The 24,342-nt window shown below is 75.2% G+C and carries 25 protein-coding genes; 16 read left to right on the top strand and 9 right to left on the bottom strand.

Features of this window, described 5'->3' with window-relative positions; all coding sequences use genetic code 11:
- Positions 1-197: 197 nt before the first annotated feature.
- Positions 198-776, top strand: coding sequence for a GNAT family N-acetyltransferase (locus tag ACFWOG_RS03805; RefSeq protein WP_380354406.1), 579 nt, complete (start codon positions 198-200; stop codon positions 774-776).
- Positions 777-839: 63 nt separating this feature from the next.
- Here ACFWOG_RS03805 and lanL read toward each other — a convergent pair whose 3' ends face one another.
- Together lanL and ACFWOG_RS03795 are read right to left on the bottom strand one after the other, a co-directional pair.
- Positions 840-3,608, bottom strand: coding sequence for a class IV lanthionine synthetase LanL (gene lanL, locus ACFWOG_RS03800; RefSeq protein WP_380354403.1), 2,769 nt, complete (start codon positions 3,606-3,608; stop codon positions 840-842).
- Between the two features lie 179 nt (positions 3,609-3,787).
- Entirely contained in the window at positions 3,788-3,955 is a 168-nt protein-coding gene (locus tag ACFWOG_RS03795; protein WP_329885076.1) for an SflA family class IV lanthipeptide, read from the bottom strand.
- Between the two features lie 300 nt (positions 3,956-4,255).
- On the opposite strand from ACFWOG_RS03795, the gene ACFWOG_RS03790 reads away from it, so the two are divergent.
- Positions 4,256-4,654: a DUF4440 domain-containing protein gene (locus ACFWOG_RS03790; protein ID WP_329949452.1), complete on the top strand. Its 399-nt coding sequence runs from the start codon at positions 4,256-4,258 to the stop codon at positions 4,652-4,654.
- A 169-nt stretch (positions 4,655-4,823) separates the two neighbouring features.
- Here ACFWOG_RS03790 and ACFWOG_RS03785 read toward each other — a convergent pair whose 3' ends face one another.
- Positions 4,824-5,789, bottom strand: a complete 966-nt coding sequence (locus ACFWOG_RS03785; protein ID WP_380354469.1) for an endonuclease/exonuclease/phosphatase family protein — start codon at positions 5,787-5,789, stop codon at positions 4,824-4,826.
- Positions 5,790-6,006: 217 nt separating this feature from the next.
- Here ACFWOG_RS03785 and ACFWOG_RS03780 point away from each other — a divergent pair, with 217 nt between their 5' ends.
- On the top strand, positions 6,007-6,480 hold the full coding sequence (locus ACFWOG_RS03780; protein ID WP_329949454.1) for a DUF3093 family protein: 474 nt from the start codon (positions 6,007-6,009) through the stop codon (positions 6,478-6,480).
- Between the two features lie 106 nt (positions 6,481-6,586).
- Here ACFWOG_RS03780 and ACFWOG_RS03775 read toward each other — a convergent pair whose 3' ends face one another.
- Positions 6,587-7,264 (bottom strand): MerR family transcriptional regulator, encoded by a 678-nt coding sequence (locus ACFWOG_RS03775; RefSeq protein WP_355405445.1) that lies wholly within the window; start codon positions 7,262-7,264, stop codon positions 6,587-6,589.
- Between the two features lie 98 nt (positions 7,265-7,362).
- Here ACFWOG_RS03775 and ACFWOG_RS03770 point away from each other — a divergent pair, with 98 nt between their 5' ends.
- A complete protein-coding gene (locus tag ACFWOG_RS03770; RefSeq protein ID WP_380354398.1) occupies positions 7,363-7,875 on the top strand; it encodes a DUF4188 domain-containing protein in 513 nt (170 codons plus the stop codon).
- 89 nt (positions 7,876-7,964) lie between these two features.
- Entirely contained in the window at positions 7,965-8,795 is an 831-nt protein-coding gene (locus tag ACFWOG_RS03765; RefSeq protein WP_329949457.1) for an inositol monophosphatase family protein, read from the top strand.
- A gap of 21 nt (positions 8,796-8,816) precedes the next feature.
- Here ACFWOG_RS03765 and ACFWOG_RS03760 read toward each other — a convergent pair whose 3' ends face one another.
- Positions 8,817-9,371: a TetR/AcrR family transcriptional regulator gene (locus ACFWOG_RS03760; RefSeq protein ID WP_329949458.1), complete on the bottom strand. Its 555-nt coding sequence runs from the start codon at positions 9,369-9,371 to the stop codon at positions 8,817-8,819.
- Positions 9,368-9,730: a DUF1304 domain-containing protein gene (locus tag ACFWOG_RS03755; protein WP_329885084.1), complete on the bottom strand. Its 363-nt coding sequence runs from the start codon at positions 9,728-9,730 to the stop codon at positions 9,368-9,370. Before ACFWOG_RS03755 ends, ACFWOG_RS03760 begins: the two co-directional genes overlap by 4 nt.
- A 430-nt stretch (positions 9,731-10,160) precedes the next feature.
- On the opposite strand from ACFWOG_RS03755, the gene ACFWOG_RS03750 reads away from it, so the two are divergent.
- Positions 10,161-11,378 (top strand): 3-deoxy-7-phosphoheptulonate synthase, encoded by a 1,218-nt coding sequence (locus tag ACFWOG_RS03750; RefSeq protein ID WP_380354465.1) that lies wholly within the window; start codon positions 10,161-10,163, stop codon positions 11,376-11,378.
- Between the two features lie 173 nt (positions 11,379-11,551).
- On the opposite strand, the gene ACFWOG_RS03745 is transcribed toward ACFWOG_RS03750, so the two are convergent.
- A complete protein-coding gene (locus tag ACFWOG_RS03745; RefSeq protein WP_380354393.1) occupies positions 11,552-12,679 on the bottom strand; it encodes a beta-ketoacyl-ACP synthase 3 in 1,128 nt (375 codons plus the stop codon).
- Positions 12,680-12,847: 168 nt separating this feature from the next.
- Between ACFWOG_RS03745 and ACFWOG_RS03740 the strand changes: the two genes are divergently transcribed.
- The 7 genes from ACFWOG_RS03740 (at position 12,848) to ACFWOG_RS03710 (ending at position 19,073) form a co-directional block, all read left to right on the top strand.
- Complete coding sequence (locus ACFWOG_RS03740) at positions 12,848-13,105, top strand: acyl carrier protein (RefSeq protein ID WP_329885087.1); 258 nt, start codon at positions 12,848-12,850, stop codon at positions 13,103-13,105.
- 75 nt (positions 13,106-13,180) lie between these two features.
- Entirely contained in the window at positions 13,181-14,443 is a 1,263-nt protein-coding gene (locus ACFWOG_RS03735; protein ID WP_329885088.1) for a beta-ketoacyl-[acyl-carrier-protein] synthase family protein, read from the top strand.
- Positions 14,440-15,816, top strand: coding sequence for a ketosynthase chain-length factor (locus ACFWOG_RS03730; protein WP_380354390.1), 1,377 nt, complete (start codon positions 14,440-14,442; stop codon positions 15,814-15,816). The genes ACFWOG_RS03735 and ACFWOG_RS03730 overlap by 4 nt, the downstream gene beginning before the upstream one ends.
- A complete protein-coding gene (locus ACFWOG_RS03725; RefSeq protein ID WP_329949462.1) occupies positions 15,813-16,070 on the top strand; it encodes an acyl carrier protein in 258 nt (85 codons plus the stop codon). The genes ACFWOG_RS03730 and ACFWOG_RS03725 overlap by 4 nt, the downstream gene beginning before the upstream one ends.
- A gap of 120 nt (positions 16,071-16,190) precedes the next feature.
- Positions 16,191-16,979 carry an SDR family NAD(P)-dependent oxidoreductase gene (locus tag ACFWOG_RS03720; protein ID WP_329885091.1) on the top strand — a complete coding sequence of 263 codons (789 nt, stop codon included), beginning with the start codon at positions 16,191-16,193 and terminating at the stop codon, positions 16,977-16,979.
- A 103-nt stretch (positions 16,980-17,082) separates the two neighbouring features.
- Positions 17,083-18,135 (top strand): aromatase/cyclase, encoded by a 1,053-nt coding sequence (locus tag ACFWOG_RS03715; protein WP_380354388.1) that lies wholly within the window; start codon positions 17,083-17,085, stop codon positions 18,133-18,135.
- A complete protein-coding gene (locus tag ACFWOG_RS03710) occupies positions 18,132-19,073 on the top strand; it encodes an MBL fold metallo-hydrolase (RefSeq protein WP_355405454.1) in 942 nt (313 codons plus the stop codon). The genes ACFWOG_RS03715 and ACFWOG_RS03710 overlap by 4 nt, the downstream gene beginning before the upstream one ends.
- 88 nt (positions 19,074-19,161) lie before the next feature.
- On the opposite strand, the gene ACFWOG_RS03705 is transcribed toward ACFWOG_RS03710, so the two are convergent.
- A complete protein-coding gene (locus ACFWOG_RS03705; RefSeq protein ID WP_355405455.1) occupies positions 19,162-19,869 on the bottom strand; it encodes an NTP transferase domain-containing protein in 708 nt (235 codons plus the stop codon).
- Positions 19,870-19,976: 107 nt separating this feature from the next.
- Complete coding sequence (locus ACFWOG_RS03700; RefSeq protein ID WP_380354386.1) at positions 19,977-20,996, bottom strand: acyltransferase domain-containing protein; 1,020 nt, start codon at positions 20,994-20,996, stop codon at positions 19,977-19,979.
- A 151-nt stretch (positions 20,997-21,147) separates the two neighbouring features.
- Between ACFWOG_RS03700 and ACFWOG_RS03695 the strand changes: the two genes are divergently transcribed.
- Genes ACFWOG_RS03695 through ACFWOG_RS03685 form a run of 3 tightly spaced genes read left to right on the top strand, consistent with a single transcriptional unit; the run spans position 21,148 to position 24,251 of the window.
- Positions 21,148-22,209 (top strand): DUF6081 family protein, encoded by a 1,062-nt coding sequence (locus ACFWOG_RS03695; protein WP_380354383.1) that lies wholly within the window; start codon positions 21,148-21,150, stop codon positions 22,207-22,209.
- Between the two features lie 39 nt (positions 22,210-22,248).
- A complete protein-coding gene (locus tag ACFWOG_RS03690) occupies positions 22,249-23,136 on the top strand; it encodes a nitroreductase/quinone reductase family protein (RefSeq protein WP_380354381.1) in 888 nt (295 codons plus the stop codon).
- A gap of 47 nt (positions 23,137-23,183) precedes the next feature.
- Positions 23,184-24,251, top strand: coding sequence for an aldo/keto reductase (locus tag ACFWOG_RS03685; RefSeq protein ID WP_355405459.1), 1,068 nt, complete (start codon positions 23,184-23,186; stop codon positions 24,249-24,251).
- Positions 24,252-24,342: the final 91 nt, after the last annotated feature.

The raw sequence follows: 24,342 nt of genomic DNA, 5'->3' as shown, positions 1-24,342 counted from the left end.
CGACGTCCGCACGGGAGCGCAGCAGGGTCATGGCGGAGCCTGCGAGCTCACGGGCGGACCGGGACGCAGAACGGGGGTGGCAGCCGTGGAACGGTTGCCACCCCCGCAGGGCCGGGGAGCGGGGGAGCTCGGTGGTCTGCTGCGGTGCGCCCGGAAAACGCCTTGCCGCCGGGAACGGTCGAGGACGATCCTCGGGCATGGACCTTCCCCTGCGGGTGATCGAACTGGACACCGAGCTGACGCTCCGCCGCTTCGAGGGCGAGGCGGACCTTCCGGAGTACTTCCGGGTCATCGAGGAGTCGCTGGAGCATCTGCGGCCGTGGATGTCCTGGATCGCCGACCACAGCCGGGAACGGACCGCCGAGTTCCTGGCGGCCCGCCCGGAGCGCTGGGAGAGTGGGACGGACTTCACGTACGCGGTCGTGCTGGACGGGGCGATCGTCGGTGCCTGCGGGATCTTCCGGCGGGAGGGCACGGCGGACGGCGCCCGTGAGATCGGCTACTGGCTGCACCCCGGTGCCACCGGCCGCGGGGTCGCGAGCCGGAGCGTCGTCGCCCTGGTCGGGCAGGCGTTCCGCCTCCCCGGCGTCGACTACGTCGAGATCGTCCACGACGTGGCCAACCGGGCCAGCGGCGCCGTCCCCGCGCGCCTGGGGTTCACCGCCGACGTCCGCCGCCCGGCCGAGCGGCTGGCCCCGGCGGAGAGCGGCGAGGAACAGGTCTGGCGGCTCACCCGGGGCCAGGCGGAGGAGCGGGCGGCCACCGGAACCCCCTGACCGGAGACCGCACGGACACCCCGCAGGCCGGCGTCCGGCGCGGGGCGGGGGTGCCGTCCCCGGTCAGGACGGGAACAGCATGCCCGGCCGGGGCCCGCCCCGGCGCTGCAGCCTGCGCAGGAAGGACAGCACCCCGGGGGTCCCGACGGCCCAGGTGGCGGACTCGACGGCGGGGTCGGCGCCGGGGAGCAGCGGCCGGCCGGGCGGGCCTCCGCCGCGGGTCAGGATCAGCCCGGCGATCTCCTCGGCGGCCCGCCAGTGCCGCTCGTCCCCGGTGGCCACGGCGAGGTCGACCAGGAGTTCCCCGACGCCGGCCAGACCGCAGCACTGCCCGACCGTGCCCATCCTCGGGGCCAGGGCGCGGCAGGCGGTCGCCGCTTCGGCGGCGCGGGCGGTGAACCCGTCCTCGCCGTAGTGCCGGCCCGCCTGGACCAGCGTCGTTCCGATTCCGGCCAGGCCGCGGCACCAGGATCCGTAGCGGCGGGTGGCCCCGGGCCGCGCGGCGTCGGCGACGAGGCGCGGCACGTCGGCGGCGAGTGCGTCCAGGATGCTGCGTGCCGCCTGCTCCGCCTGTGCGGCCCGTGCCGCCTCTGCTGCCTGGGTTGCCTGTGCCGCCTCTGCGGCGGGGCCTCGGGGTGCACGGGCCTCGGTGCCGGACCGGTCCGCGGCGGCGGCCTCGGCGTACGCGCCGGGCAGGGCGAGCAGGAAGTGGGCGAGGCCGGCCCGGCCGTGGGCGAAGCCCTCGGCGAGCGCGGCGGTTCCGGGGTTGGGAGCCTCCCCGGGGTCGGCGGGACCGGCGGTGAGCCGGTGGGCGCACGCGGTCGCCACGGCCAGGTGGATCCGGGCGTCCCCGTGCCGGCCGGCCGCCGCCGCACGCCGGGCGAGCAGCAGCCGGGCTGTGCCGACACCTGCGGCGCCGGAGATCTGGTCCGTCCGGAGCGGGTCGGCGACCGCGTCCGCCCAGGTCCCGGCGCCGGGACCCGGACCTGGGCCCGGACGACCGGCCGGCGGGCCGGCCGGTGGCTCGGTACCGAGAGGGTCGGCCGCGTGGGCGAGGAACAGGTCGACCCCGGCCCGGCCGTCGTACAGTCCCGGGCCGAGCCGGTCCATCGACGGGTGGTCGGCCGTCCACCGGGCCAGCGCGACGACCGCCGCGCGCGCGTCCGGACGGTCGGCGTGCTGCAGCAGTTCGAGGCCGAGGCCCGCGCCGCCGTCGTAGAGCGAGAGCAGCTTGCGCGGCTCCCCGCCCCGCCGGTCGGCGGCGACCAGCTCGTCGGCCGTCCGGACGCAGCGGGTGAGCAGGTGGCTGACGACCTCGTCGAGGAGCCCGGCGGTGACGGCGGGCGGGCCGTACGCGGCACGGGTGGCGGGAGGGGTCTCACCGCGCCGCAGCGTGGCTGCGGCTGCCGTGCGCTCGGCGGGATCGAGGCTCAGCAGGCCGGTCACCACCGTGACCACCGGGGCCGCCGGGCGCCCGGTCCGCGCGAGTGCGGCGGCGAGGCAGGCCAGGGTGCGGTCACGGTTGGTCGCGGGATCCGGGTCGATCACCACCGGGTCGAGTCCGGTGGCCGCGTAGGACAGCGTGGTGCCCAACGCGTAGTAGTCGTCGGCCGGTTCGGTCTCCGTGGCGAGCGGAAGGCCGTAGCCCCGGGTCGCGCCGTCGGGGCGAGCGCCGTCGAGGGCGCTGACCCCGAAGTCGACCAGCGAGCATCCGCCGGACGCGTCGAGCACCACGTTGGCGGGCTTGAGGTCCCGGACCACCACGCCGCGTGCGTGCACGGCGTCCAGGATCCGCAACAGCCCGCGGGCCAGGGTCCACCAGCCGCGTTCCTGCGCGGGCGGGGCGCCGGGTCGGGCGCCCCGCCGGTCGGCCGTGGTGTCGTACGGTCCCGACCCGAGCACCTCGCGGCGCAGGTCGCGCGGTCCGCAGGCGCTGCTCACCAGGTACTCGTCCTCGCCGTGCCGGAAGTAGTCGACCAGCCGCGGCACCCCGGCCACGCCCGCGAGTGCGGTGAGCACCTGCCGCTCGTGCCGGAGCCGGCCGCGGGCGTCGACTCCGGTGGTGTCCTCGGCGACGAAGGCCCGCGCCTGTTTCACCACCACCTCCTGGCCGGTGGAGAGTTCGACCGCACGGTAGACGTGCCCGTTCGGCGAGCGGGTGATCCCGGCGGTGATCCGGTAGCGGCCGTCGCCGACCCGGGTGGTCGCGCGGCGCCGCCGGGTTCGGGTGTCGAACGGGTCCTCCGCCCAGGGTGGTTGGCGGTAGGCGTCCCGGGCGAGACCCGTGAACCGTTCGCCGGCCGGACCGGTCATGACGAGTTCGGGGTCGTCGGCGGAGGGGCGGAACGGCCCGTAGCGGTAGTAGACCGGGGCGTCCGCCCGGACCCGCCGGTCGCTGACCACGCGGGGGCCGTCCCAGCCGGCCAGTGCCTCCGCCAACTCCTGCCCGAGAGCGGCGGGTTCATGCGCCGACGGGTACACCGTGACCGCCTTGCCGACGGCTGCCGCACCGCGAACTCCGGCGTTCAGTTCGCGCAGCACGGCGGCGTCGGCGGCGAACTTGGCGTCACAGGTGCGGCGGAGCAGGATCGGTACCACCACCTCCAGCAGGAGCGGGAGGAGGTCGGGGCGGGTCGAGACGTGGAGCTTCCAGCCGTGGGCGAGCTCCGGCATGTCGGGGTCGTGGAGGTACAACCAGCCGTCCCCGGCGTGACATTCGCGGCGGGCACCGGGCGCGGCGGCCGTGCTGGACGCGGTGGTCGCCAGGGCCACCAGCTCCGTCAGCCGTCCGCGCAGCGCCCCGGCCGTCCCGGAGTCCGTCCGTGCGTTCACCGCTGCTGTCGACGGCACGGATGCACCCTCCCCGAGGTCCCTGTCCGGTGTTCTGCACGCTTCGGCCCGCTGTCCCGGCCCGGAGGGCGGAGCCGCGCGGGTCTCGGGGGCCGTACGCGCGACCGCCGCGCGCGGATTCGCGGGCGGCGGCCGACGGTTGTCCGACTCTCCCGACGGGGTCAGGAGTTGACGGCACACTCGAAGCGGGTCGGGACGTAGGTGACCCACGGGTCGGCGAGACACGCCACGGGGGCGAGGTCCGCGTCGAACTCGTCCTCGAAGGTGATGGTCTCGTCGTCGATGTCCAGCAGACCGGCGTCGCGGATGTCCAGGGCCAGTGCACTCATGGGTGGTTCCTCCCATACGGGTTGGCGGATTCCTTGCGGCATGCCCATGCTAGCCATCCCAACCAATTCACCATAGGGGCGCGACATCACCACATCTGTGGACTTGTGGGGGCGGGACCGGTCCGCGAGCCCCGGGAGCTGCGGAGGGCGTCGCCGTCGGCTGCCCGGGGGTCGTCCGTGTGCGACGTCGGGTCGCTGATCGCCGTGCAGGGGAGGCGGCTTCATGGTTCGTCGTGGAATGAAGTGTCACATCTTGTCGAAAGTGATGATCGCGGAACCGGCCGGTGCTACGGTCGGATCATGTCCACGATCGAAATCGACCTGCTGACCGCCGAGTTCTTCGGGGCCTTCGACAACCGGGACGGCAGGCCGGCCGACGTGGCCCGGATCCGCCGCCTGCTCGTGCCGGGAGGTGTGATCGTCAAGACCGGCCCGGAGTTCACGGTCTACTCCGTCGAGGAGTTCGTCGAGCCGCGCGAGCGGCTGCTGAACGACGGGCGGCTGGTCGACTTCTCCGAGTGGGAGACCTCGGCCCGGACCGAGATCGAGGGGGACATCGCGTCCCGCTTCGGCGAGTACCGCAAGTCCGGGGTCCTGGACGGCGAGCCGTTCGAGGGCGGCGGGACCAAGACCATCCAGTTCGTCCGGACCCCGGAGGGCTGGCGGATCGTCGCGTTCTCCTGGTACGACCAGCCCTGACCGACCGGTTCCGACCGGTTCCGACCGGCCCGGAGCAACTCCCGGCGGCCCTGCCCCCGGGCCGGCGCGGGCACCCGGAACGCAGTTGACGGCGGGACGGGGCGCCCGGTACCCCGTCCGCCGCCCTTCCGCCGCCTGACGGCGCCCGCCCGCCCGCCGCCCGGCCGGGTCAGGGGAAGGCGAGCCGGGCGAGGACGGGAGCGTGGTCGGAGGGGCCGGCGTGCGGGGCGGTGGGCTGGGCACCGCTCACATCGGGCAGGCTCCCCGCCCCCGTCGAGACGGCTGTCACCCGTTCGAGCAGCGCGTGGCTGACCAGGATGTGGTCGATGAGTTCGCGCTGCCCCTCGAAGACCCGGGAGAAGCCGCCGGCGGCGAGGATGCGCGGGGCGAGGTTCCAGAGGCGGCTGCCGTCGCGGAGGTCCGGCCTGTCGAAGCCGCCGGTGCCGATCTGGGAGCCGGGCGGTCCGTACAGGATCTGCGTGGTGGCGGCCTGCCACTCGTCGTTGAGGTCGCCCAGGACGACGACGTCGCGGGTGCGGCCCTCGTCGGCCAGCAGGCGGTCGGCCAGTTCGCGCACCGCGGCGGCCTCGGCGCCGCGCCGGAACAGGGCGTAGGCGGCGTAGCGGGCCCGCTCGCCCTCGTCCTCGGTGCTGTGCCGGTCGCCCGGGAAGGTGAGGAGCTTCGACTTCAGGTGGCAGACCACGAGGTGGAGGGTGTGGCCGGGGCTCGGTTCGACGGAGACGGCCAGCGCGCCGCGCCCCATCGTGTGGATCGGCTCGCCGAAGTCCTCGACCTGGATCGGCCGCAGGCGCTGGGGGAACGCCGTCCGGTCCTCGACGCGGGTGAGCGGGTGGCGGCTGAGGAAGCCGACCCGGATGCCGCGCTCGTCGGGGTGGTCGGACAGTTCGGTGTGCCAGTCGCCGTCGAGGCGCGCGACCAGGTCGTCGAGTTCGGCCGGGCCGCCGACCTCCTGGACCCCGAGGACGTCCGGGGCGATGCGGTCGACGGCCTCGGCCAGGGCCCCGAGCTTGGCGTCGTAGACGTCCTGGTTCTTGGCCGCGCACCGGTGCGAGGGCGGCGCGCCGTCCTCCCGGGGCCGGCAGAGGTTCTCCAGGTTCCACGTGCCGATGACCACGTCCATGTGCACTCCTGTCGCCGTGTCGGTGGGCGCCGGTGTCCCGGGGCCCAGTGTCCCGGCCGGCGGGGGGCGGCGGACCGGGAGGACGGGGGCGGTGCGCGGATGTTCACCCGCCCGGTCGCCCGCCGGGCCGCGCGGCGTGGGGCGAGGTGCCCGCGCTCCCACCGGTGACCCACCTGCGGGGGGCGTGTGAGGCCGTGACAGCATCCCGGGTGTGGTGATCTACGACGAACGTCTCTCCGTCCCGAGGCGCTGGTGGCTGGCCGTCCTGGTGGCGGCCGGCGCTCTCACGGCCGCCCTGCTGCCACTCGGTCCGACGGCCGCGGCGGCGGCCGGCGCCCTGCTGCTGACCGCGGCGGTCCCGGCGCTGCGCTGGTACGGCGCGGTCAGGATCCGGATCTGTGACGGTGTCCTGGTGGCCGGCCCGATCGTGCTGCGCGGTGAGCACACCGGCGCGGTCGAGATCCTCGACGAGGCCGCCGCCTTCGCCTGGCGCACCCGCCTCGCCGGCCCCCGGGCGCGTCTGCTCATCCGCACCTACCTGCCCCGTGCCGTGCGCGTCGAGGTCGCGGAGCCGTCCCTGCTCTGCCCGTACGTCTACCTCTCGACCCGCCGCCCGACCGCCCTCGCGGCGGCCCTCGCCGAGGCGCGCGACCGGTACGCCGCCCCGGCCGCGACGCGCGGCTGACCGCGCCTGCGGGCGGTTCGGTGCGGGCGGACGGGTGGGCGGACCGGCCCACCCCGCCCACCTCGGCGACGGCGACGCCGACGGCTCCGGCGTACCCCCGCGGGTCTCAGCCGACGTTCGGCGCGCCCGCTCCGGCGGGGTGCCCGGCGGTCCCGGACGACCCGAACCTGGTCGCCGAGACCTCGGCGTGCCCGATCCGCCGCAGTGCCAGGAGGATCGGCTCGTTGAGCACGGTGAGGGCCACCATCGCCTCCAGCTGCTCCTCGTCGGGATATCCGGCCAGCACGTCCACCTCGTACTCGGTCAGCGGGGCGACGGCGGCCGCGTAGGGACGCAGGCGGGTGATGTCGCAGGGGTGGCCGAGCCGTTCGAGCGCGGTGACGGCGTCGACCAGGTTCCAGTAGAGCGGCTGGTCCACGCACTCGCCCCAGCCCGTCTCGGCCAGCAGTTCGTCGACGGCCGCGCGCGCCGCCGTGCCGGGTTCGGGCCTCTCCTCCGCGTCCGGGCGACCGCTGAAGAGGGCCTCCTGGGCGGCGCCGAACCGCTGGTGCTGGTCGAGCGTGTCGTCCTCGGCGGCCCGGATCACCTCCTTGGTCGCGGCGATGCTCATGCCGCCGACCTGGACGAGCGCGCGGACCAGCCGGAGCCGGCGCAGGTGCGCCTCGGTGTACTCGGAGCGGGAGGCGGTCACGCGGTCGCCGGCGGGCAGCAGGCCCTCGCGCAGGTAGTACTTGATCGTCGCGGTCGGCACGCCGCTGCGGGTACTGAGGTCGGACAGCCGCATGGCGGGCTTTCCTTTCGGATCGACTGGACACCCCAAGGGGATAGTGTCACTATCTTAATAGGGATAGCGACACTATCCATTGACCTCAGGGGTGAGTCATGGCACCAACTACCCTTTCACGCGGGCGAACCACCGATGCCCACGAAGGCGGCGTCGTCGTCTTCCTCATCGGTATGCGGATCAACCGGTGGCGCGCCGTGCGCCAGTGGTGGCCCACCTTCAAAGCCATGCCGGCCATGCTGCGGGAGCTGGCGAAGGACCCGGACTCCGGCATGGCGGGCTTCCGGGTCGTGGTCGGGGGCGGACTGCGCGAGATCACCCTGATCCAGTACTGGCGGGACGCGGACCGGCTGCTGGCCTACGCGTCGGCGGCGGACCGCCACCACCGGCCCGCTTGGCAGGCGTTCAACCGCCGCGCCCGCGCCGCGTCGGCGGCGGACAGGGCGCCGGGGGTGGGGATCTGGCACGAGACCTTCCAGGTGCCCGCCGGCGGGCACGAGTCCGTCTACGTCGGCATGCCGTCCTTCGGTCTCGGCCAGGCGTTCGGTACGCAGCCGGTGGGGAAGCGCGGCGACACCGCGGCGCAGCGGCTCGCCGGCCGGCAGGGCTGACCGCGACGGCGCGGGCGGCGCGGCCTGTGGCGGACGGTACGGCCGGCTCGGCCGGCCGGGACTCCCCGGGGGTGTGGTCTGATGGTGCGATGATCGACGAAGCTTTCGCCGCAGAGTGCCTGACGCCCGTCGCGGAGGTGGTCCGGCAGGCGGCCGCCGCCGAGATCATGCCGCACTTCCGGTCGCTCGCCGCCGACCAGGTGGCCGAGAAGAAGGGCCCGCACGACCTGGTGACGATCGCCGACCGGCGTGCCGAGGCCTACCTGTCCGCGGCGCTGACGGCGCTGCTCCCGGGCTCGGTGGTGGTGGGGGAGGAGGGCGTCGACGCGGATCCCTCCCGCTACGGCGCCCTGGGCGGCGACCTTCCGGTCTGGATCGTCGACCCGATCGACGGGACCCGCACCTTCGTCCGCGGCGAGGAGGGGTTCTGCACCCTGGTCGCCCTCGCCCACCGCGGCGAGCTGCTGGCCTCCTGGACGTACGCGCCGGCGCGTGACGAGATGGCGACGGCGCTCCGGGGCGGCGGGGCCCGGCTCGACGGCGTCCCGCTGTTCGCCGGCTCCCCGGGGCCCGGGGCTCCGCTGGAGATCGCCTCCTCGCACCCGGACTACACCACGCCCGACCAGCGGCGTGCCCTGCTCGGTCTGCGCACCGACGGGGTGACCACCCGGCCGTGCGCGGGGTCGGCCGGCCTCGAATACCTCGCCATCGCCCGCGGCGCCCTCGATGCCGTCGCCTTCTGCTGGGAGAACGCCTGGGACCACGCGGCCGGCCTCCTCCTGGTCGCCGAGGCCGGCGGCGCCCACACCACCCGGGGTGGTGTGCCCTTCCGTCTCGCCGGGGGGAACACCCTCCCGCTCACCGCCGCCCGGGACCCCGAGACCCTGGAGCGCGTACGCCGCCTCCTCGCCGGCGAGTGATCCCGGGCCGGGCCCGCGGTTTCACTCGAACGGGGTGCGGTGCAGGGAGATCAGCAGGCGCCAGCTCCGGGCGGCGAGCTCCTCGGAGGTGGCCGGGACGAGGGCGTGCAGCCAGTCCGCCAGCAGTGCGGTGAAGGTCGCGGCGACGGCGGTCGCGACGAGGTCGGGGTGTGGCGCACCGGCCAGGGCCCGCTCGGTGCGGCTGCGTTCGCGCAGCTCGCGGTGGAGGACCTCGCCGAGCGGTCCGGTGCCGCCGGGCAGCAGCAGCGGGCGGTGGACCGCCGCGTGCTCCGCCACCTCGGCGAGGAACGCGGCGAGCGCCGGGGGCGGGGCGGCCGGGTCGGGGACGCCGCGCCAGGCGTGCAGGGCGTCGACGCCCTCGCGCGCGACCTGGGCGCAGGCGTCCACGGCGAGGGCCCGGAGGTCCTCGTAGTGCAGGTAGAAGGTGGCGCGTCCGACGGCCGCGCGCCGGACCACGGCGGCCACGCTGACCTCGCCGAGCGGGCGTTCGGCGCACTCGGCGAGCAGCGCGGCGCGGAGTTTGGCCCGGGTGCGGTCGGCCCGTGCGTCGCTCACCGGGCGACCAGGACGGCGGCGAGCGCGAGGGCGCCGGGCAGGGCCTGGGCGAAGAGGATCCGGCGGTTGGCGGTCGCCGCGCCGTACAGGCCGGCCACCACGACGCAGGACAGGAAGAAGACCTGGGCGCCGAAGCCGGTGGGGTCGTCCGCGAGCAGCCCCCAGACCAGGCCGGCGGCCAGGAAGCCGTTGTAGAGGCCCTGGTTGGCGGCCAGCGGGGCGGTGGCCTTTGCCGTCGTGGCGTCGAAGCCGGAGAGGCCGCGCCCCGGCGCGCGCTCCCAGAGGAACATCTCCAGCACCAGGATGTAGCCGTGCAGGGCGGCCACCAGGCCCACCAGCGTGTTCGCGACGATACCCATGACGAGGCTCCGTTCTGGACGAGTGTCCAGTAATCATAGACAGGTGTCCAGAACGGAGCCACCGGCCGGCTGCGGGTGGAGTGGAGCGGAAGGGTCGACGCCCGCCTCCGTTAACTCCAACTCTCCCCGGGTCCGAACGGCGTGACGCCGCCTCTGGAGCCGGCGGAGCCTCAGGGGGGTGTCATGGGCCGGCGGGGGTGAGGGTGTCGGGACCGCTCGGGTTAGGTTAACCTAACCTAACTAGCGCTTCGGTTGAAGCTCCTCCCCGACGTTCCGCACCACCTCCCCGCAGTACCACCTCCCCGCAGCGCCATCGCGCCGCCGCGCCCGGGCGCTCAGGCCCGGACGCGGCGCCGATCCCCCCGGAAGCCGGGCCGTCGAGCCCATCCACCAGTCAGGACACCGCGTGCGCCCCGACCTCGAAGTCCCCCTGCCCGTACCGGACGACGCCTGGCGGACCAGGCCGGCGGCCCAGCAGCCGGACTGGCCCAGCGTTTCCGAACTGCGGGACGCCGTGCGTCGGCTGGAGTCCCTGCCCGTCCTCGTCCCGGCCGAGGAGTGCGAGCGCCTCCGTCTGCGCATGGCCGACGTGGCACGCGGCCGGTCCTTCCTGCTCCAGGGCGGGGACTGCGCGGAGACCTTCGACATGATCACCCCCGAAGGTGTGGGTGCCACCCGTGGCACGCTGCGCAGCATGGCGGCCACCCTGTCGGACGCCCTGGCCATGCCGGTGGTCACCATGGGGCGGACCGCCGGCCAGTACGCCAAGCCCCGTTCCCGGAACACGGAGACCCGTGGCGGTGTGACGTTGCCGGTCTATCGGGGTGATGCCGTCAACGGGACCGAGTTCACCCCCGAGGCGCGGACGCCCGACCCAGGCCGCCTCCTCCGGAGCCGTCGCGTCGCTGCGGTGACCATCGGGTATCTCCGCGAACTCGCGGACGAGGGAGACGAGTTCTTCGTTTCCCATGAAGGTCTTCTCCTGGACTACGAGGCCGCGCTGACCAGGACCGACCCGCGCACCGGGCGTCGCTGGGCCGGCTCCGGTCACCTGCTGTGGATCGGCGAGCGGACCCGCGACCTGGACGGCGCGCACGTCGAGTACTTCAGCACCGTCGACAACCCGATCGCCGTGAAGCTCGGCCCGACCGCGGACGCGGACACCGTGCTGCGGCTGGCCGACCGCCTCGACCCCGAGCGGGAGCCCGGGCGGCTCACCTTCATCAGCCGGATGGGTTCCCGGGCCGTGCGGCACGTCCTGCCCGAGCTCGTCTCCCGGGTGGCGGCCGAGGGCTTCCCCACGGCGTGGGTGTGCGACCCGATGCACGGCAACACCGTCACCGCGCCCTCCGGACACAAGACCCGGTACTTCAACACGGTCATGGACGAGATCAGGGGCTTCTTCGAAGTGCACCGCACACTGGACACGGTGGCCGGGGGCCTGCACCTGGAGATGACCGGCCGGGACGTCACCGAGTGCGTCGGCGGAACCGGCGGGGTTTCCGCCGACGACCTCGCCGACCGGTACGAGTCGGCCTGCGACCCGCGCTTCAACCGCGCCCAGTCCCTGGAGGTGGCCGCCCGGGTCGCCGAGCTGGCCTCCACGTCGCCCGGTCCGCTCCGGGTCTCGCCGACGATCTCCTTCTGACACCGCGGCAGGCCGCACCGCGCGGACGCCGAAGCGCCGGCACCCTCTCCCGGTCCCGGCGTTTCGGCGGGTGCGGAGCCGTCGGACCGGTCCCCGCCAGCGTGCTCCACCGGGTCGGCCGAGCCGAACCCCGGCGCCCTCCCGGGCCGACGGCGAGGGCCGGGCGGCGGGCGTCACGGCAGCAGGACCACCTGGCCCGCGTAGTTGAGGCCGGCGCCGAAGCCGACCAGGAGCGCGGTGTCGCCCGGACCGGCCTCCCCGGCCTCCAGCAGCGCCTCCAGGGCCAGCGGCACCGAGGCGGAGGACGTGTTCCCGGTGCGGGCCACGTCGTGCGAGACCACCGTCCGCGGCCCCAGCTCCAGCCGTTCGGCCATCAGGTCGATCATCCGCGCGTTGGACTGGTGCGGCACGAACACGTCCAGGTCCCCGGGCGCGACCCCCGCGCCGTCCAGCGCCCGGCGCGCGCCCGGGCAGACCTCCTCCATCGCCCACCGGAACACCCGGCGGCCGTCCATCCGCAGCCAGGGCCGCTCGGTCGTGCCCGGTGATCCCGCGTAGGCGTCCCACCCGTGCGACATCCGCAGCGAGTCGAAGTACCGGCCGTTGGCGGCGCGGGCCACCGGTCCGATCCCGGGCCGGTCGGCCGGGCCGACCACCGCCGCGCCCGCGCCGTCGGCGAACAGGAAGGCCATCGAGTCGTCCGTCGGGTTCACGATGTCGGTCATCCGCTCGGCGCCGACCACCAGGACGTGACCGGCGCTGCCGGCGCCGATCGAGTCGGCGGCCAGCGCGAGGGCGTGGCAGAAGCCCGCACAGGCGGCCGAGAGGTCGATCCCCGTGGCGCCGTGCGCGCCCAGCTCGTGCGCGATCCGGACGGCCGTCGGCGGGGTCATCAGCATGTTGGAGGTGCTCGCCAGCAGCACCAGGTCGATGTCGGCGGGCCGGACCCCGGCGCGGGCCAGGGCCTTGTCGGCAGCCGCCGCGCCCATCACGGCCAGGGTCTCCGCCGGCCCGGCGAACCGGCGCTCCACGATGCCGCTGCGGCCGGTGATCCACTCCTCCGGGTGCCCGATCAGCCGGCCCAGTTCGGCGTTGCCGACCACCCGGGCGGGCCGGTACCCGCCGACCCCGAGCAGCCGGCTGTGACCGGCGGGGGCCGCCCGCAACCCGTCCGTCCGCGCCCCGTCCGCCTCCGGCCCGTCCGCCTCCGCCCGGTTCGCCCAGGCCCCGTCCGCCTCCGGCCGGTCCGGGCGCGGACGCTCCGGTCGCACCGCGTTCTGCACCGCACTCTGCTCGGCCATCGTCGACTCCCCTTCGGGCCGCTCGGGTCAGCACTCCGGGGACAGCGTCCGGGGCCTGCCTGGAACCCGGCCGGAGCCAGCCGCGCCGTCGGCTGTCCAGCGCCGCTCGACCGCGTCCCCAGCCGGGTTGCCGACGGTGGCGATGTTCACCGAACGGAAGGAAACCCCATGGCTGGCTTCACGCTCACCGACTTCCAGCAGATCGTGGCGAAGTGCTTCGAGGGCACCGACGGCGGCGAGCTCGACGCGGCCTCGGTCGACAGCGAGTTCGGCGACCTCGGCTACGACTCCATCGTGGTCTACGAGATCGCCGTCCGGATCCAGGACGACTACGGCGTCGCCATCCCGGACGAGGACCTCGACGACCTCAAGACGCCCGCCGACTTCATCGCGTACATCGGTGCCCGCATCCCCGCCGCGAGCTGACGGAGCGACCGGAGGGCAGCTGCGGGGACGGCTGCCGACGGCAGAGGACGGAAGAGGAAAAGAGGAGAACCGACTATGAACCGTAGCGTCGCCATCACCGGCATCGGTGTGGTCGCGCCCGGCGGGATCGGCCGGAAGGCGTTCTGGGACCTGCTCGTCTCCGGGCGCACCGCCACCCGGACCATCTCGCTGTTCGACCCCGGCCGCTTCCGCTCGCGGGTGGCGGCCGAGGTGGACTTCGACCCGGCGCTGTACGGCCTGACCCCCCGGGAGGTCCGCCGGCTCGACCGGGCGGCCCAGTTCGCCGTGGTCAGCGCCCGCGAGTGCATCACCGACAGCGGACTCGAGTTCGCCGCGCTGGACCCGCACCGGGTCGGGGTCAGCGTCGGCAGCGCCGTCGGCGGCACCACCACCCTGGAACAGGAGTACCTCGTCCTCAGCGACAGCGGCCGGCAGTGGGAGGTCGACGGCGACTACGTGTCACCGCACCTGTACGACGCCTTCGTGCCCAGCTCGCTGGCGGCCGAGGTGGCCTGGACGGCAGGCGCCGAGGGCCCTGCCGCCGTGGTCTCCACGGGGTGCACCTCGGGTCTTGACTCCATCGGCTACGCCCGCGACCTGATCGCGGAGGGCAGCGCCGACGTCATGCTGGCCGGCGCGGCCGACACCCCGATCTCACCGATCGCCGTCGCCTGCTTCGACGCCGTCCGCGCCACCTCGGTGCGCAACGACGACCCGGCCCACGCCTCGCGCCCCTTCGACCGCGGCCGCGACGGGTTCGTGATCGCCGAGGGCGCCGCGATGTTCGTCCTGGAGGAGCTGGAGCACGCCCGGGCCCGGGGCGCGCACGTCTACGGGCTGGTCTCGGGGTACGCCACGCGCTGCAACGCCTACCACATGACCGGGTTGAAGAAGGACGGCCGCGAGATGGCCGAGGCCGTCAGGCACGCCCTGGCCGAGGCACGGCGGGCACCCGACGCGGTCGACTACGTCAACGCCCACGGCTCCGGCACGAAGCAGAACGACCGGCACGAGACGATGGCCTTCAAGCAGGCACTCGGCGACCACGCCTACCGGGTGCCGGTCAGCTCCATCAAGTCGATGGTCGGTCACTCGCTCGGGGCGATCGGATCGATCGAGATCGCCGCCTGCGCGCTGGCCATGGAGCACGGGGCCGTCCCGCCCACCGCCAACCTGCACGAGCGCGACCCGGAGTGCGACCTCGACTACGTGCCCAACGAGGCGCGGGAGGCCCGGTTGGACACCGTGGTGTCGGTCGGCAGCGGCTTCGGCGGCTTCCAGAGCGCGATGGTCCTGACCCGGGCGGACGCCGCATGAGCGGCGTGGACACCGGAGGCGCCGCCGCCGGGCCCGCCGTCCGCACCGGGCCCGCAGCCGGTGCCGGAGGCGCAGCCGGCACCGGCGCGGACACCGCGGTGGTCACCGGCATCGGCGTGGCCGCGCCCAACGGCCTGGGTACGGAGGCCTGGTGGGCGGCGACCCTGCGCGGCGAGAGCGGGATCCGCCCCATCACCCGCTACGACGCCACGAAGTACCCGGTGCGCCTGGCCGGGCTCATCCCGGACTTCGACGCCGCCGCCCACCTGCCGGGCCGCCTGCTGCCGCAGACCGACCGGGTCACCCGGCTGGCGGTCGCCGCCGCCGACTGGGCGCTCGCCGACTCCGGCGCCGACCCGGCCGAGCTGCCCGAGTACGGCATGAGCGTGGTGACCTCCAACGCCACCGGCGGCTTCGAGTTCACCCACCGCGAGGCGCGCAAGCTGTGGACCAAGGGCCCGCAGCACGTCAGCGTCTACGAGTCCTTCGCCTGGTTCTACGCGGCCAACACCGGTCAGATCTCCATCCGCCACGGCATGCGCGGGCCGGGAAGCGTCCTGGTGGCGGACCAGGCCGGCGGGCTCGACGCGCTCGGCCACGCCCGGCGCACCCTGCGCGGGGGGAGTTCGCTGGTGGTGAGCGGCGGGGTGGAGTCCGCGTTCGACCCGTGGGGGCTGGTGGCGCACCTGTCCGGCGGCGGGGTCTCGACGGTCGCCGACCCGACCCGCGCCTACCTGCCGTTCGACACCGGGGCCGCCGGGCACGTGCCCGGCGAGGGCGGCGCCGTGCTGATCGTGGAGAGCGCCGCGGCGGCGGCCGCGCGCGGTGCCCACCAGGTCTACGGCGAGATCGCCGGGTACGCGGCGACCTTCGACCCGGCGCCCGGGTCCGGCCGCCCGCCCGGCCTGGAACGCGCCGCCCGGCTGGCCCTGTCGGACGCCGGCCTGGCGGCCGGGGACATCGACGTGGTCTTCGCCGACGCGGCCGGCGTCCGCGAGCGCGACGACGCCGAGGCGGCGGCGATCGAGGCGCTGTTCGGCCCGTACGGGGTCCCGGTGAGCGTGCCCAAGACGCTCACCGGCCGGCTCACCGGCGGCGGCCCGCCGCTGGACACCGCCGCCGCGCTGCTGTCCGTCCGGGACGGCGTGCTGCCCGCGGCGGCGCACGTCACCCGGCCGGTGCCCGGCCACCGGCTCGACCTGGTGCGGGGCGAACCGCGCCCGCTGCGGGTCCGGGCCGCGCTGGTCCTGGCGCGCGGCCACGGCGGCTTCAACTCCGCCCTGGTGGTGCGCGCCGTGGAGCCGGGCCGCGGGGCCGCCCGGGGCACGACCCGCCCATCCGTCCGCGAGACCGCCCGGGAGGACCGGCCATGAGCCACCTGACCTTCGACGACCTCCGAGGAATCCTCGCCGAGTGCGCGGGCGAGGACGAACAGACCCGGATCGACCCCGAGGCCCTGGACCTCCCGTTCACCGACCTCGGCTACGACTCGCTGGCCCTGCTGGAGACGGCGGCGGTGATCACCCGCCGCTACGGCACCGACCTCGCCGACGACGTGATGGCGGCCGTCGAGACCCCGCGCCAGCTGCTCGACCTGGTGAACAGCGCGATGGCCGAGGCGGCCTGAGCCGTCGCGGCGGACCGGGCCGCCGGGCCGGATCCGAGAGCCCGAGAGTCCGAGAGTCCGAGAGCCCGAGTGAAGTCAGAAGTCCGAGAGAACCCGAGAGAACCCGAGAGGAGCGCGAGCATGGGAGTGCAGCAACCACCCGGCCCGGCCCTGGTCACCGGGGCGACCCGCGGCATCGGCCGGGCCGTCGCCGAGACGCTCGCCCGGCGCGGTCACCCCGTCTTCCTCGCCGCCCGGGACGCCGAACAGGTGGCCGCCACCGTCAAGGAGCTGCGCGGGCAGGGCCTGACGGCGGACGGCGCCGCCTGCGACGTGCGGTCCCGCGACGAGGTGCGGGGCTGGGTCGCGGCCGCCGTCGAGCGGTACGGCCCGGCCGAGGTGCTGGTGAACAACGCCGGCCGGGGCGGCGGCGGCGTCACCGCCGACCTTCCCGACGAGACCTGGTACGACGTCATCGACACCAACCTCAACAGCGTCTTCCTGGTCACCCGGGAGGTCCTCACCACCGGCCGGATGCGCGAGCGCGAACGCGGCCGGATCATCAGCATCGCCTCCACCGGCGGCAAGCAGGGCGTGCTCTACGGGGCGCCCTACTCGGCGTCCAAGCACGGCGTGGTCGGCTTCACCAAGGCGCTCGGCCTCGAACTCGCCAAGACCGGCATCACCGTCAACGCGGTCTGCCCCGGGTACGTCGAGACGCCGATGGCCGAGGGCGTGCGCCGGGGCTTCGCCGGCCTGTGGAACGTCACCGAGCAGGAGGTGCTGGAACGCTTCCTGGCCAAGATCCCGCTCGGCCGCTACACCGAGCCCGCCGAGGTGGCCGCCTTCGTCGGCTTCCTGGTCACCGACGAGGCGGCCCCGATCACCGCGCAGGCGCTCAACATCTGCGGCGGCCTCGGCACGTACTGACCCGCCCGCCCCGCCCGCCCCGCCCGCCCCGCCGGACGGGCCGCCCGGGCCGACGGGGCGGCCCACCACGACGGGCCGCCCCACCACGACGACGGAGGGACCCATGACCACGCCACCGACCCGCCGCACCGCCGAGCACACCGCGGACCTCCGGGCACCCGCCGACCGGGCGTTCCGGCTGATCGCCGACGTCACCCGTTGGCCGCTGCTCTTCCCGCCCTGCGTCGCCGCCGACGTGCTGGAGTCCGACCTCGACTCCGAGCGGATCCGCCTCTGGGCCCTGGTCGGCGAGGAGGTGCGCAGCTGGACCTCGCTGCGCACCCTCGACCGCGAGCGGCTGCGGATCGACTTCCGCCAGGAGACGCCGAGCCCGCCGCTCACCTGGATGGGCGGCCACTGGGAGTTCGAGCGCGGCGCGGGCGGCGAGAGCGCCACCCGGCTGGTCCTCGGCCACGAGTGGGTCACCGCCGGCGCGCCCGAGCAGGCCGACCTGATCGCCCGGGCCCTGGACGGCAACAGCGAGCAGGAGATCGGCGCCGTCCGGGTCTGGGCCGAACGGCCGGAGCCGCCGGAGGAGTTGGTCTTCTCCTTCGCGGACCGGGTCGAGACGACCGCCCCGCCCGGGGCGGTGTACGACGTCCTGCACCGCGCCGACCTGTGGCCGGACCGGCTGCCCCATGTGGACGCGGTCGAGCTGACCACGGTCCCGGCGACGCCGGTCACCGGCGGCGCGGAGGTCCAGCGGCTGTCGATGGACACCCGGGCCGAGGACGGCTCGGTGCACCGGACCCGTTCGGTGCGGCTCTGCTTCCCGCACGAGCGGATCGTCTACAAGCAGACCGCCCCGCCGGCCGGTCTGCTGGGCCACAGCGGCGAGTGGATCGTCACCCCGCACGGCGCGGGCTCCGCGGTCACCGCCGTGCACCGGGTCGCCCTCGACGCGGACGCGCTGCCCCGGCTGTTCGGCGCGGGTACCGAGCTCGCGGTGGTGCGCGAGCGGGTGCGCGCGGCGCTCGGGGGTAACAGCCTGCGCACGCTGGAGTGGGCGCGTTCGTTCCTGGCCGACGCCGACGCCGACGCCGACGCCGACGCCGACGCTGCCGTCGCTGATGCCGTCGCTGATGCCCGTGTCGCTGCCCGGGAGGTGGCCCGATGACGGAGCTGCTCGCCCCGCACGGTGCGCCGGACGCCGACCGGGTCCGCGTGCGGGAGGTCGCGGACGGGGTCTACGCCTACGTCCAGGAGCCCGGCGGCTGGTGCCTCAACAACGCCGGCGTGGTGCTCGGCGGCGGGGAGAGCCTGCTCGTCGACACGGCGGCGACCGAGCGGCGGGCCCGGCGCCTCCGCGAGGCCGTGAACGGTCTGACCGCGGCCCCGCCGCGGCTGCTGGTGCTCACCCACTTCCACGGCGATCACGTCTTCGGCTCCGCGGTGGCGGCGCCCGAGGCGGCCGTGGTCGCCCACGAGCACGCCCGCCGGGAGATGACCGAGGCCGGCCTCGGCCTCACCGGGCTCTGGCCCGATGTGGACTGGGGCCGGATCGAGGTGCGGCTGCCGCACCTGACGTACCGGGACCGTCTCACCGTGCACGTCGGCGACCGCCCCGTCGAGCTGCTGCACTTCGGGCCTGCCCACACCACCGGGGACACCCTGGTGTGGCTGCCGGAGGACGGCGTGCTGTTCGCCGGGGACGTGGTGCTCAACGGCTGCACGCCGTTCGTCCTGATGGGCTCGGTGCGCGGCACCCTGCGCACGCTGGAGCGGCTGCGCGAGCTGGCGCCCCGGACGGTGGTGCCCGGCCACGGGCCGGTCGCCGGTCCGGAGGTGCTGGACGAGACGGCCGCCTACCTGGACTGGCTGCTGCGGACGGCCGAAGCGGGCCGGGCCGCCGGGCTGAGCCCGCTGGAGACGGCCCGCGACGCCGGTCCCGGCCCGTACCCCGACTGGCTGGACGGCGAACGGGTGGTCGGCAACCTGCACCGCGCCTACGCCGAACTCGACGGCGAACCGGAGGGCGTGGCGCTGGACGTGGTGCGGATCTTCGGCGAGCTGGTGGAGTACAACGGCGGGCGACTGCCGGACTGCTACGCCTGACCCCCCACCGCGGTGCGGCCCCGGTGGGGGAGGTGCCGGTCGGTGACCCCGGTAGGAGCGGCCCCCTCGGGGGCGGACCCTGCCGGGGTCACCGTCGTGCCCGGAGGGCCGGCAGGTCGGGCTCCGTCCGGCTGCGCGACCGGGCGGCCGAGGGGCGTACCCAGGTGTCCAGGACGGCGGCGGAGAACAGGCCCAGTCCGCGGACGCGGGCCCGGGCGAGGTCGGCCGGCGTGTCGACGTCCAGCCGCAGGCCCGGTGCGGCGGCCAGCACCGGCTCCCGGGACTCGGCGGCCCGGCCGAACGACGGGACCAGGTCCGCCGCCCGCAACGCGGTCACGGCCGTGGTGCCCGCGCCGGTGTGGTCGGCGACCCGGGCCCGGCGGTGCCGGCGGGCGGCGGCCAGTGCCTCCGCCAGCTCCTCGGGCCGCAGCGTCGGCAGGTCGGCGGCGAGGACGGCCACCGGGCAGTCCGGGGCGAGCGCGGCGGCCCCGGCCAGGGCCGCCGCGTCCGGCCCGGCGCGCCGCCCCTCCGGGGTGGTCGCGGCGCCGAGCGTCCGGGCCTGCCGGGCGGCCAACGGGTCGTCGGTCACCACCAGGACGAGCCCCACGCCCGGAGTGGCCCGCACTGCACGCAGGGTGTCGAGGTAGAAGGCGTGGGCCAGTTCGGCGTGGTGGCGGCCGCTGTGCAGGGCCAGGCGCTGCTTCGCCGATCCGAAGGGCCGGACGGGCAGGACGACCGACCAGAGCAGATCGTCCTCCCCGGGGCCGCCCCGGGCACGGTAGGGCTCGGCTGTCATACCTCCGAGCGTCCCCGCCCCCTCTGGAGCCCTTCTCCAGCTCGCCTGGAGCACCTCCGGGGCTCCCTCGGGCCTCCCGTCCGGGGCCGGCGCCCGCCCCGGACGGGTCAGACCGGCCGGGCGGCCGGGCGGTGGGGGCCGGCCTCGGCGTCCAGCAGGGCGACGGCGGCGTCGAACGCGGCGCGGTCCGCAGGGGTGCCGGTCCGCCGGTGGTCGGCGAGGAGGGGGACGATCACGCTGGCGCCGGAGCGGACCGCGGGGTGGCGGCGGGCGGGGGTGGAGAGGCTGCGGTCGGGCGCGGCGTCGAGGAGCAGCAGACCGGGCCGGGTGCCGGCCCGGTCGAGCAGGGCCGACAGGGCGGGCCACCAGCGGACCGGGAGGGCGAGTTGGTCGGCCCAGAAGCGCGGGTCGAGGGCCTCTCCGGGACGGACCGGGGCGGCGGTGCGGGCGGAGAACACGGTGGTGCGCGGCGGGCGGAGGCCGAGGTCGCCGAGCGCCGTGCCGAACCGTCGTGCCGCGGGAGCCAGGGCGGGGGAGTGGAAGGCGTGGCCGGAGCGCAGCGCGCGGACGGTGAGGCCGGCCGCGCGCAGCAGGTCGGCGGCGGCGTCGAGGGCGGCGGAGGGGCCGGCGAGGACGGTCTGCCGGGGGCCGTTGACCGCCGCGACGGCGATGCCGGGGCCGAGCCGGGGCGGCAGGTCGGTGGGGGCCGCCGCGACCGCGAGCAGGCCGCCCCGGGTATCCGGGTCGAGGTCGCCGGTGCGGGCGTCGACGAGGACGGCCAGCCGGTCGGCGGGGAGGACGTCCGCCAGGGCTGCGGCGGCCAGCTCGCCGATGCTGTGGCCGAGCAGCAGCTCGGGCGGGCCGGCGGCGGCCTCGACGGCCCGCCCGAGGGCGTGGCCGACGGCCAGCAGCAGCGGCTGGGCGGCCTCCGCCTCGTCCAGCGCGGGATTGGGCGCGGGGCTCAACCAGTTCTCGCGCAGCCGGTCGCCGCGTGCGCCGAGGGCGGTGAACAGCCGGTCGAGGTGCTCGGTGAAGACCGGCTCGGTGCCGTACAGCCCGGCGGCCATGCGTTCGCGCTGGGCGCCCTGGCCGGGCAGGAGCAGCACGGTGCGGCGGTGTTCGGTCATCGTCGTCTCCCCTGGGTGGTCCGTCGTTCGCGTCGCTCGCGTTGGTCGTTCGTCGTTCGTCCCCGGTCGTGGGGAGCGTGCGGGTGATGCCTTGACCCGGGATGGACCGGGCCTCAAGCCGGACTCCTGGCCGCGCCGGGAGGGTGAGGGCGTGACGGATGTGCTCTTCCACGACGAGTTCCGCGACGGCTTCCCTGACGGCTTCCGGGGCGGTCTTCACGACGGTCTTCACGACGGTCGCCGCGCCGGCTCCGATCCCGGGCCGGGCTGGCAGGCGCGCGGCGACGGTGTCGCCACGGTCTCGGCGGACGGCCTGCTGGTGCGCTCCGCCGGGACCGACCCGGTCACCGGCGCGCCGGCCTTCACCGCGACCTGCGACCCGGCCGCACCGGGCGGCGGCCGGGGCGACCACCTGAAGTGGACGGCCCTGGTGCGGCACACCGCAGGCTCGGGACTGCCCGGGTTCGACGTGCCGGACGGGGGCGCACTGACGGTCGGCGCGGTGCTGACGGCCCGCTTCCCGGGCACCGGACGGCACCCGTTCGGGGCGGCGGTGGCCGACCCGGCGTCAGACCTCCGGCTGGCTGCGGCCGGTCTGGTGGCCTTCGATCCGGCGAGCCGGGCGGCCTTCGACTTCCTGCTCACCGATACCCGGGTCTACGCGCTGTACGAGCGCCTGCCGGAACCGGCGGGCTCCGGCGCACCGCGTCCCGCGGCCTTCAGCCAGGCCGTGCCGGTGGCCGTCCGGACGCCGGAGTCGTGGCACCGCTGCGCCGTCCGGGTGGACCGCGGCGGTACCCGGGTGACCTGGCTGCTGGACGGCGCCGAGGTGTTCGCGGTGGACCGGATCGGCCACCGGCCGGCGGGGCGCGAACACCTGCTGCTGGACCACGGGGGCGAGCCGGGGGAGCCGGTCCGGCTCGGGCAGTTGGCGGTCGGGCTGGCGACGATGACGCTGCTGGACGGCGCCGGCCCGGACGGCCGGGGGCTGGTGCGGCTGGACGCCGCGCCGGGGCACTACTACGACGTGCGGTCCGGGGCGCCGGCGCCGCAGGCGTTCGTGGACGAGCGGAGCCGGCCGGAGAGCCGACTCTTCGGCGCCGGTGCGGTGTTGAGGGTGCGTGAGGTGACCGTCCGGGAGGCGCGTGAGGTGCGCGAGGTGCCTGCGGTGCGCGTGCGGACGGGTGTTGACAGCCGTCGGCGACCCCGTTAGCTTACATTTGCTTTCAAAGCAAACGATTGGAGCGCCCTCATGAGCTGGAACGAACGGATCATCAAAGAGTTCCGGGAGAACAACGGGAAGGTGGGGGGCATGTTCGAAGGCGCCCCGATGGTGGTCCTCACCACCGCCGGCCGCCGCACCGGCAAGCCGCACACCAACCCGGCGATCTACCTGCGGGACGGCGACCGGTACCTGGTCTTCGCCTCCAACCTCGGCAACTCGCAGCACCCCGACTGGTACCACAACCTGGTCGCCGCACCCCAGGTCACGATGGAGATCGGCACCGACGAGGGGCGCGTGAAGCCCTTCGCCACCCGCGCGGTCGTCCTGGAGGGGGAGGAGCGCGACCGGCTGTACGAGCTGCAGAGCACCCTCAGCCCGGCCTTCCGCGAGTACCAGGAAAAGACCACCCGGGTGATTCCGGTGGTCGCCCTGCACGCGCTGGACCTCTCCACGGACAGCGACCGCAACCGGATGATCGGGCGTCAGTTGATCATCCACCACAAGGAGTTGCGGGCCGAGCTGGCCGAGGTCCGCGCCGCCGTCGAGAGCGTGCTGAGCGGCGGGGAGGAGGCTCGTCCGACTCCCGACCTCACCCGGCAGCTGCACCGCCGCTGCCTCACGTTCTGCTACGGACTCCAGCTGCACCACACCCGCGAGGACGGCTCCTTCACCGCCTTCGAGCAACAGTTCCCGCACCTCGTGCCGGCCATCACCAGGCTGCGCGAGGAGCACGAGGTGGTCGAACGGAAGCTGGCCGACCTCGAAGCGGTGCTGGAGCGCGGCCTCGCGGCCGAGGGCGGCGACGTCGCCGCCCTCAGGACGGAGCTCGACCGGGTGATCGACGGTCTGGAGGCGCACTTCGCCTACGAGGAGGAGCACCTGCTGCCGGCGCTGGACGTGCCCCGTCCATCCTGACCGGGCCCCGGGCAGGCCGGGGCCCCCGAACCACGGAGCGTGCTGACATGCGCTACACGCTGCTCGGCAAGTCGGGCCTGAGGGTCTCCGAACTCGCCCTGGGCACCATGACCTTCGGAACCGACTGGAAACTGCCGCCCGAGGTCCCCGGCCGCCTGCTCGACCAGTTCGCCGACGCCGGCGGCAACCTGCTGGACACCGCCAACGAGTACGGCAACGGCACCGCCGAGTCACTGCTCGGCGAACTCCTCGCCGGCCGCCGCGACCGGTTCGTGCTGAGCACCAAGTACACGATGCAGACCCGGCCCGGAGACCTCAACTCGGCCGGGAACCACCGCAAGAACCTCGTCAACTCCCTGGAGGCCAGCCTCCGCCGGCTGCGCACCGACCACCTCGACCTGCTCTGGGTGCACGCCCGCGACACGCTGACCCCGGTGCCCGAGGTGATGCGCGCCCTGGAGGACGTCGTCCGGGCCGGAAAGGTGCTCTACGTCGGTGTCTCCGACTGGCCCGCGTGGGAGGTCGCCCAGGCCAACACCCTGGCCGAACTGCGCGGCTGGTCCGCCTTCGTCGGCCTCCAGCTGCACTACAACCTCCTCGACCGCACCGCCGAGCGTGAACTGCTGCCGATGGCCCACGCCTTCGACCTCCCGGTGCTCGCGTGGGGGCCGCTGGCCGACGGCCGGCTCACCGGCAAGTACCTGACCGGCGGCACCGGGCGGCTGGACAGCGTCGCCTGGGGCCGGGCCCGCGGCGAGGGCGACGACGTCGTCCGGGAGGTTCTGGCCGTCGCCGAGGCGGTTGGCCGCCCGCCCGCGCAGGTCGCGCTCGCCTGGCTCCGCTCGCGCCCCGGCACGGTGATCCCGCTGGTCGGCGCCACCTCGGAGGAGCAGCTGCGGCAGAACCTGGCGGCCACCGAACTCTCGCTGGACGCCGAGCAGTTGGCCGCACTGGACCGGGTCAGTGCGGTGCCGGCCGGCTTCCCGCACGCGTTCCTGCGGTTCCCCGCCATGGTCCGGCTGATCTACGGCGACCAGTGGGACCAGGTCGACGACCGGCGCACCACCGTCCGCCGGGCCGTCGCCGACGACCTCTACGGTACCGCCGCACGGTAGCGCCCGGGCGGGACCGCCGACAGACGGCCGAGGACTCCGGTTAGCCCCGGGGGCCCCGGCCGTCCGTCGTCCCCTCGGACCGGGCGGCGGT

Origin of the sequence: Kitasatospora sp. NPDC058406, assembly GCF_042722765.1 — a bacterium.
Lineage (GTDB): Bacteria > Actinomycetota > Actinomycetes > Streptomycetales > Streptomycetaceae > Kitasatospora.
The sequence above is the reverse complement of the archived record's forward strand: the minus strand, read 5'-3'. Positions and strand labels throughout refer to the sequence as shown.